Source organism: Pararhodobacter sp., assembly GCF_034676075.1.
Lineage (GTDB): Bacteria > Pseudomonadota > Alphaproteobacteria > Rhodobacterales > Rhodobacteraceae > Pararhodobacter.
The window spans coordinates 1-7,622 of the sequence record NZ_JAUCCQ010000161.1; the positions used below are offsets into that span (position 1 = coordinate 1).

The 7,622-nt window shown below is 68.7% G+C and carries 6 protein-coding genes; 1 reads left to right on the plus strand and 5 read right to left on the minus strand.

What is annotated here, in order from left to right; all coding sequences use genetic code 11:
• Window positions 1–390: 390 nt before the first annotated feature.
• Entirely contained in the window at window positions 391–1,095 is a 705-nt protein-coding gene (locus VDQ18_RS21880) for a B12-binding domain-containing protein (RefSeq protein ID WP_323022987.1), read from the minus strand.
• 157 nt (window positions 1,096–1,252) lie between these two features.
• On the opposite strand from VDQ18_RS21880, the gene VDQ18_RS21885 reads away from it, so the two are divergent.
• Entirely contained in the window at window positions 1,253–2,350 is a 1,098-nt protein-coding gene (locus tag VDQ18_RS21885) for a PA0069 family radical SAM protein (RefSeq protein ID WP_323022988.1), read from the plus strand.
• Window positions 2,351–2,425: 75 nt separating this feature from the next.
• Here VDQ18_RS21885 and VDQ18_RS21890 read toward each other — a convergent pair whose 3' ends face one another.
• The 4 genes from VDQ18_RS21890 to VDQ18_RS21905 all read right to left on the minus strand — a co-directional run.
• Window positions 2,426–2,698 carry a glycine zipper 2TM domain-containing protein gene (locus VDQ18_RS21890; protein WP_323022989.1) on the minus strand — a complete coding sequence of 91 codons (273 nt, stop codon included), beginning with the start codon at window positions 2,696–2,698 and terminating at the stop codon, window positions 2,426–2,428.
• 168 nt (window positions 2,699–2,866) lie between these two features.
• A complete protein-coding gene (locus tag VDQ18_RS21895; protein WP_323022990.1) occupies window positions 2,867–3,898 on the minus strand; it encodes an LLM class flavin-dependent oxidoreductase in 1,032 nt (343 codons plus the stop codon).
• Between the two features lie 81 nt (window positions 3,899–3,979).
• Complete coding sequence (locus tag VDQ18_RS21900) at window positions 3,980–7,174, minus strand: 4Fe-4S dicluster domain-containing protein (RefSeq protein WP_323022991.1); 3,195 nt, start codon at window positions 7,172–7,174, stop codon at window positions 3,980–3,982.
• 10 nt (window positions 7,175–7,184) lie between these two features.
• The coding region (locus tag VDQ18_RS21905) for a MarR family winged helix-turn-helix transcriptional regulator (RefSeq protein WP_323022992.1) at window positions 7,185–7,622 on the minus strand (438 nt) is incomplete at its 5' end.

Consider the following 7,622-nt stretch of genomic DNA (forward strand, 5'->3'; position numbering starts at 1 on the left):
GGCGGTATCGCCGGGATGGCCGACGGGGCGCTGGCGGCGAAACCGGTAATGTCCGCAGCCGAGGAGTAACCATGCCGGGGGGCTCGCCCCCGGAGAACGAAAAAGCAGCGGGGGCTGCTCGCCCCCGGAGAAAGCGTAAAGGCTGGCCCCCTCGCCAAAGGGGGGCACGCCCCCCTTTGGAAACCCCGTGGATATTTGAGGCGCAAAGATGGGATTAGGGATTCGTTAACCCTCATCTTTGTTCTCTAAATATCCCGGGGGGTTCGGGGGGCTGGCCCCCCGAGGCTGGACCGGACGCTCGGACAGATCGGAGCGCGCGACAGCAAAAGGGCCCCTGCCGATGGCAGAGGCCCCCTGTCCCGTTCGAGGACGCGCCCCGTTTTAGGGCTCTCAGGCGCGCGCGGCGCCCTGATTGTGTTTGCGTGCGACCAGCGCCTTCGCAGTCTCGACCGCCACCGCCGCATCCCGGCAATAGGCGTCGGCGCCGATGGCGCGGCCGAATTCCTCGTTCAGGGGGGCGCCGCCGACGAGGACGATGAAATCCTCGCGCATGCCCTTTTCCTTCAGCGTGTCGATCACGACCTTCATGTAGGGCATGGTCGTGGTCAGCAGCGCCGACATGCCGAGGATGTCCGCGTCTTCCTTTTCCAGCGCCTCGAGGTATTTCTCGACCGGGTTGTTGATCCCCAGATCCACCACCTCGAAGCCCGCGCCCTCCATCATCATGCCGACGAGGTTCTTGCCGATGTCGTGGATGTCGCCCTTGACGGTGCCGATCACCATCTTGCCCATGCGCGGTGCGCCGGTCTCGGCCAGCAGGGGCTTCAGGATCGCCATGCCCGCCTTCATCGCATTCGCCGCCAGCAGCACTTCCGGCACGAAGAGGATCCCGTCGCGGAAGTCGTGGCCGACGATGGTCATGCCGGCGACCAGCGCCTTGGTCAGCACGTCATAGGGCGTCCAGCCGCGTTCCAGCAGCAGGTTGACGCCTTCCTCGATCTCGTCCTTCAAGCCGTCGTAGAGGTCGTCCATCATCTGGGCGACGAGTTCCTCGTCGTTCAGTTCGGACAGGATGATGTCGTCGTCCTCGGCCATGGCGGGGTCTCCGGATAGAGGTCTCTGGATCCGTAGATGCGGCAGGAAGCGGGCGGCAACTGATCCAATCCCGACATGCCCCGGATGAAAGACGACAGCAAGCTCAGGTTTCCATCCGGCACTTGAAAATTGTTCATGTTATGTTCAAGTTTGATTCATGCCGCCGCGCCCGCCTCCCCTGCCCCCGACCGATCCCGCCCTGCGCGCGCCCGCGCGGGGAACGCTGGCGCAGCCCGCGCCGCGCTATGACAGCGAGGTCCGCGCCTGGGAGCATGACGGCTGGGACCTGCCCGAGGAGGAGCGCCTGAAGCGCCGCGAGGTCAGCATCGAGCGCCCGCGCTCGGTCATCGCCTGGAACCAGTCGCCGGATCTGGGTTTCGACCGGGCGGTCAATTCCTACCGCGGTTGCGAGCATGGCTGCATCTATTGCTACGCCCGCCCGAGCCACGCCTATCTGGGCCTGTCGCCGGGGCTCGATTTCGAGACGAAGCTCATCGCCCGCCCCGATGCCGCCCGGGTGCTGGAGAAGGAACTCGCGCGGAAATCCTATGTCGTGCGGCCGATGGGGCTGGGCACCAACACCGATCCCTGGCAGCCGATCGAGGCGCAATACCGCGTGACGCGCGCGGTGCTGGAGGTTCTGTGGGACTGGCGCCATCCGGTCAGCATCACCACCCGCGGCGCCCTGATCGAGCGCGACCTCGACCTGCTGGGCCCGCTGGCGGCCGAGGGGTTGACCGAGGTCGGGATCAGCGTGACGACGCTGGACGCGGGGCTCGCCCGGGCGATGGAGCCGCGCGCGCCCTCTCCCGCCCGGCGGCTGGCGATGATCCGGGCGCTCTCGGCCGCCGGGGTGCCGGTGCGGCTGATGATGGGGCCGGTCATCCCGGGGCTGACCGATCACGAGATCGAGGCGCTGATGGAAGCCGGGCGCGAGGCGGGCGCCACGACCGCCTGGTACGCGCTGCTGAGACTGCCGCGCGAGGTCTCGCCGCTGTTTCAGGACTGGCTGGCGCGGCACCGGCCCAACCATGCGGGCAAGGTCATGAAACTGCTGCGCGAGATGCGGGGCGGGCGCGACAACGATCCCGATTTCCACAGCCGCTTCCGGGGGGAAGGACCCTATGCCGATCTGCTGCGCGCCCGGGTGGTCGCCGCGCGGCGCCGGCTGGGTTATGCCCAGAGCCTGCCCCCGCTCGATTGCAGCAAGTTCCGCCCGCCGCCGCGGCCGGGCGATCAGCTCAGCCTGTTCTGAGGGGCCGGAAAAGCCGCGGGCGGGCTCCCGAAGGAACCCGCCCATTGCCCGTCTCCGATTCTACGTCCCGAGGGATCAGACGCAGGGACCGGTGTAATAGGTGCCGTTGCCGTTCGAATAGGCACACTGGCCGCTGGCGGTGTTGCGCGCAACCAGCGCGCCCGCGGCGGCGCCGCCCAAGGCCGCGACGACGGTCCAGTTGGGGTTGGCGTCAAAGGCATCGGCGAGGATCAGACCGCCCGCAGCGCCGGCGAGACCGCCGACCACGGTGCGTTCGTTCTGGGACATGGTGCAGGCCCCGAGCGCCAGGCTGGCGGTAGCGACGGTGGCGAGGATCACGGATTTCATGAAAAGGTCTCCTGTTGAGTTCCGGCGAAATAACGCGCGGACTGGCGAGGGGTTCCATGTTTCGGGAAAAAAATGAACGCACGCCCGCGTGAAGAGGCGAAATACCGCTCAGCCCGGCCCTGCCGCAGGGGGCGGCGGGACCGAGGAAAAGTGTCGATGCGCGCGCCTTTACCCGGCGGCGAGCATGTCCTTGACCATGGGGATGACCTGCTCGCCGTAAAGCCGCAGGGCTTCCATGTTCTTTTCATGCGGCACGGGGCCGGTGGTGTATTTCAGGTCGAAGCGCTGCACGCCCAGCCCCTTGACCGCACGCACGATCTTGCGGGCCACCGTCTCGGGCGAGCCGACGAAGAGCGCACCATGGGCGACCTCGGCCAGATACCGGTCCTTGGTCGTGGGCGGCCAGCCGCGTTCGCGGCCGATCCGGCCGAACATCGCCTGATAATGCGGCCAGAGCGTCTCGCGCGCTTCCTCGTCCGTCGCGGCGACGAAGCCCGGGGAATGCACGCCGATCGGCTTCGCTTCGGTGCCGAACTGGGCCACGGCGCGGTGATAGAGTTCGACATAGGGTTTGAAGCGCAGGGGATCGCCGCCGATGATCGCCAGCATCAGCTGCAGGTCCTGCCGCGCCACGCGCACCACCGATTCCGGGCTGCCGCCGACGCCGACCCAGGTGGTCATCGGCTGGCCAAGGCGCGGATAGACCGTCGCGTTGCGAAGCGGCGCGCGGGTCTTGCCCTGCCAGGTCACGCTGTCCTCGCGCAGGAGGCGGGCAAAGATATCCAGCTTCTCCTCGAAGAGCTGGTCGTAGTCCTGCATGTCGAAGCCGAAGAGCGGGTAGCTCTCGGTGAAGCTGCCGCGGCCGAGGATCGGCTCGGCCCGCCCGTTCGACACCGCGTTCAGCGTGGAGAAGCGCTGGAACACCCGCACCGGGTCGTCGGTCGACAGGATCGTGACCGCGGTGCCCAGCTTGATGCGCTTCGTACGGCCGGCGATGGCGCCCAGCACGATCTCGGGCGCCGAGATGGCGAAATCGTCGCGGTGGTGTTCGCCAAGGCCGATGAAGTCGATGCCGAGCCCATCGGCATAGGCGGCTTCCTCGACCACGTCGCGCAGCACCTGGTCCATGGGTTTCGGCTGGCCATCGGCGCCGGTGCTGATGTCGCCGAACGTGTCGAGGCCGAGGGAAATGTCGCTCATTGAGAACTCCTGTTTGCCCTCAGCTAAGCGCGCGTGGCCCTCCCGTAAAGGCGCGCGGGCGCAAGCATCCTGTGCAGGGGTTCACAGATCGACGCTCAGCACCCCCTCCGCATCCCGGGCCCGCGAACAGCACAGGATCACCCGGTTCTCGCGCTCCTTGGCCGAGAGCACATAGTCGCGGTGTTCGATCCCCTCGGGCGTCTGATGCGTGACGGCGCAGACGCCGCAGATCCCGTCCGAGCATTTGGTGGGGATGGTGATGCCCACCGCCGCCAGCGCCTCGGTCGCTGACTGGTCAGGGGCCACGGGCACGTCGCGGCCGCTTTTCGTCAGGCGCAAGGTGAAGGGGTGGTTCACCCAATCGGGCGCCTCGGGCACCGCGAAATATTCGCGGGACAGCGCGTTCTCGGGCCAGCCCTGCGCGCGGGCCGTATCGAAGACGCCATCCATGAAGCCGCCCCCGCCGCAGGTGTAGAGCTTGGCGCCTGGCGTGTAAGGCGGGATCAGGGTGGCGAGGTCCACGCGCGGCCCGTCGGTCTTCACATGGGTCTGGGCGTGCTCGGCCCAGGGCGCGGCGGCGATCTCGGCCCCGAAGGGTGCCGTGCCCCGGGCGAGGTAATGCAGGCGGAAGTCGCAGCCCAGAGCGTGCAGCCGGTGGGCCATGGTCAGCATCGGCGTCACCCCGATCCCGCCGCCGATCAGCAGGGTGAAGGGCGCCCCCTCATCCAGCGGGAAGAGGTTCGCGGGCGGGGTGACAAACACCCGCCGCCCCTCGCGGAACACCCGATGGATCAGCAGCGAGCCGCCCCGCCCGGCCGCCTCCTTCTGGATGCCGAGGACGTATTTCGTGCCATCCGCCGGATTCCCGGCCAGCGAATAATCCCGCTGGTATTCCGGGGCGATCATCAGCGCGACATGGGCACCGGCCTCGAAGGGCGGCAGCGGCTGGCCATCGGCGCGGGTCAGTTCAAACCGCATGGTGTCATCGCTGAGGTCTTCGCGCCGGGTGATCAGCATGGGGAAGACCGGCGGCGCCTCCGGCGGCCTTGTCCCCGGCACCAGTCCGTCGGTCTGGCCCCTCGCCAGCCGGTTGCGGTATTCCTCGGGCGTCAGCATGGCTCGGTAGCGGGCGATCCCCTCCTCGCGGTTCAGGGGCTGGGTGATCGGGAAGGGCTGCGGCATGACATCGGCAGGGTAAACCGCCAGCGTCTGGTCCTCATATTTGAGGTCCAGCTCGCGGTTCAGCTCGCGCCGGTTGGTCTGCGCCGCGGGGATGTAGCGCCTGCCCGCCTTGTCCAGCTCGATATCCCACCACCAGGCCTTGACCGGGTTGATGGCGCCGCGCCCCAGCCGGTCATCCAGCGCCGCCAGCGCCTTGGCCGAGCCCGGCGCGTTCATCGCCAGCCAGCGGAACGGCGCCTCGGCGAAAAGGCCCTGCAGGTTCCACGGGCAGGTCTTCATGCAGCGCCCGCACATGCCGCCCGCCTGATTGGTGATCCGGTAGCGGGCGCATTTCTCGGCGTCGGATTTCCAGATCTCGTAGCCGTTGTACATCAGCTTCGGCCCGGCGGTGATCGCGCCCGACGGGCATTCCCGCGCGCATTTGTTGCAGGCGTTGCAGAAGGTCTGCAGACCGAAGTCGATGGGTTTGTCGGCGGCCATCGGCATGTCGGTGGTCACGCTGCCGGATTTGAGGCGCGGACCGAGATAGGGGTTGAGGATCACCTCGCCGATCCGGCTGACCTCGCCCAGCCCCGACAGCAGCAGCAGCGGCGGTTGCAGCACGTCGCCATCCAGCACCGAATGCACCCGCGCCGAATACCCCAGCCTGCGGATCTGTTCGGCCACCACGCCGCCCAGCAGCGAGAACCTGAGATACGCCCGCATGGATTGCGCGACGCTGATCCAGTCGTCGCCCGAGGCGCCCTCCATCGTCTCATGCCCCTGGTCGAAGAGCATGTTGACGGCGTTCCGGTGGTAGGGCTGCAAGGCCTCGCCGGCCGAGTTATGCGAGTAATAGGCCCAGTCCGGCACGGCGCAGAGGCCCACGGCATCGGCGCTGAGGTAATAGCCCGCCGCTTTCAGGTTCTCGGCGTTGCGCTCGGCATCGGGGGCTGATTCCGGCCCTCGGGCCTCCCCGAATTGCAGGAGCAACAGGGCGCCCAGCGCCCGGCGGGCGCAGGCGCCGATCGGCGATTTGGCGACGTAGCGGCCGCCCTTAGCCCCCTCCTGCACCGATTTCCCCATGTCGCCGTAGAGCGCCCTGGCAAAGAAATCGGCGCGTTTGGGGAAACGCGGCACGCGGGCGTGGTCGATCAGCGTGGTCGGTTCCTCGACCCGTTTCAACCGCTCGAAGGGATAGGGCCCCTTGCGGAACTCGCGATGCGCGAAGGGCTCGGCGGTCGCCGCCCGGCGGGGGGCGGCGGCGCCGGTCCACCAGCCCGGCCCATGGCTGCGCGCGCTGCGCCCGTCGCCGTCGAGCGGCCGATCGGGCGCCAGCTCCAGTGTCGTCGTCACCGCGGCGAGGCCGTAGCGGGTGCCGAGATAAGGGCTGACCGCCGCGCCGCCGTCGATGAAAGCCAGCCCCGACGACACCGCCAGACGGGGCAGATCCACCTCGGAGGTGGACATGGAATGCGCCCGCGCGTCATGACCCAGCATCCTGAGATAGGACGACAGCACGACGGCGGTGTTGTTGGCCAGCAGCGCCGCACGTTCGGCCTGCGTGCCGTGCAGCCAGTCACAGCCGGGCTCGCCCTGCCCCGGGTCGCGGGTATAGCCCACGGCGATCAGCAGCGCGAAACGGTGATGGGTGACCGGCCCGTGCGGCGATCGGGCGGCGTCGAGGATGTCGGCATAGATCGCGTCGATCCCGGCGGCATGGGTCTTGGGCTGGCCGCGCTCCAACTCCTCGCGCAGCGCGTCGATCATCGGGTTGCGGTGGGGTTCCGGCAGGTGGTGGGCGGGCTGCAGCGCGCAGATCCCCATCATCGAGGCGTCGAAATAATAGCCGGCGGCCTTCAGATGCGCCGACCGCTCGACCGGATCCTCGGGGATCCCCGCCGCCTCATGCACCACCGGCCCCTGCCGCACGGTGTCGAACATGGTCTGGTAGCGGGCCATGGCATGGGTCAGCGAGAACGGATCGGGATGGTCGAACCGCAGCGGCTGCGAGAAGGGCAAACCCTCCAGTGACACCCCCGCCCTGCGCCGCAACCGCTCCAGCGGAAAGGGGCCGAGGTGCACGGGACGGTCGGCATGGGCGAAAAGCGGCATCGTCGGGACCTCAGAAATCGGTGGGATCGGGCTCGCCCTCGGCGAGACGGGCCAGGGCGCGGGTCAGGGCGGCAAGGTCCTCGGGCGTCAGCTTGGCCGCGAAATGCGCCTGCAGGGCGTCCGAGGCACGCCGCACCTCGGCCAGCACCGCCGCGCCCCGGGGCGTCAGGGCCACGGCGGTCTGCCGCCCGTCCTCGCCCCCGGCAGCGGCGCGGGCGATGAAGCCCTTCGCCTCCAGCCCGCGCAACAGCCGCGACATGGCCGGGCGGGTGATGCCGACATAGGCGGCAAGATCCGAAGGCGTCACGACACCTTCATCCCCCACGCCCCCCAGCACGGCCGCGCCCAACCGCGTCAGCCCCGGGGGCAGCGCCGCCTCGTGCCGCGCCTGCATGAGCCGCGCCAGCCGCGAGACGCGGAACCCCAGCCTGCCATGCAACCGATAGCT

Excerpts from the sequence above, each read along its gene's own strand:
- VDQ18_RS21885 (WP_323022988.1), top strand. The coding sequence starts at position 1,253 with ATGCCGCCGCGCCCGCCTCCCCTGCCCCCGACCGATCCCGCCCTGCGC.
- VDQ18_RS21880 (WP_323022987.1), bottom strand. The coding sequence starts at position 1,095 with ATGGCCGAGGACGACGACATCATCCTGTCCGAACTGAACGACGAGGAA.
- VDQ18_RS21900 (WP_323022991.1), bottom strand. The coding sequence starts at position 7,174 with ATGCCGCTTTTCGCCCATGCCGACCGTCCCGTGCACCTCGGCCCCTTT.
- VDQ18_RS21895 (WP_323022990.1), bottom strand. The coding sequence starts at position 3,898 with ATGAGCGACATTTCCCTCGGCCTCGACACGTTCGGCGACATCAGCACC.
- VDQ18_RS21890 (WP_323022989.1), bottom strand. The coding sequence starts at position 2,698 with ATGAAATCCGTGATCCTCGCCACCGTCGCTACCGCCAGCCTGGCGCTC.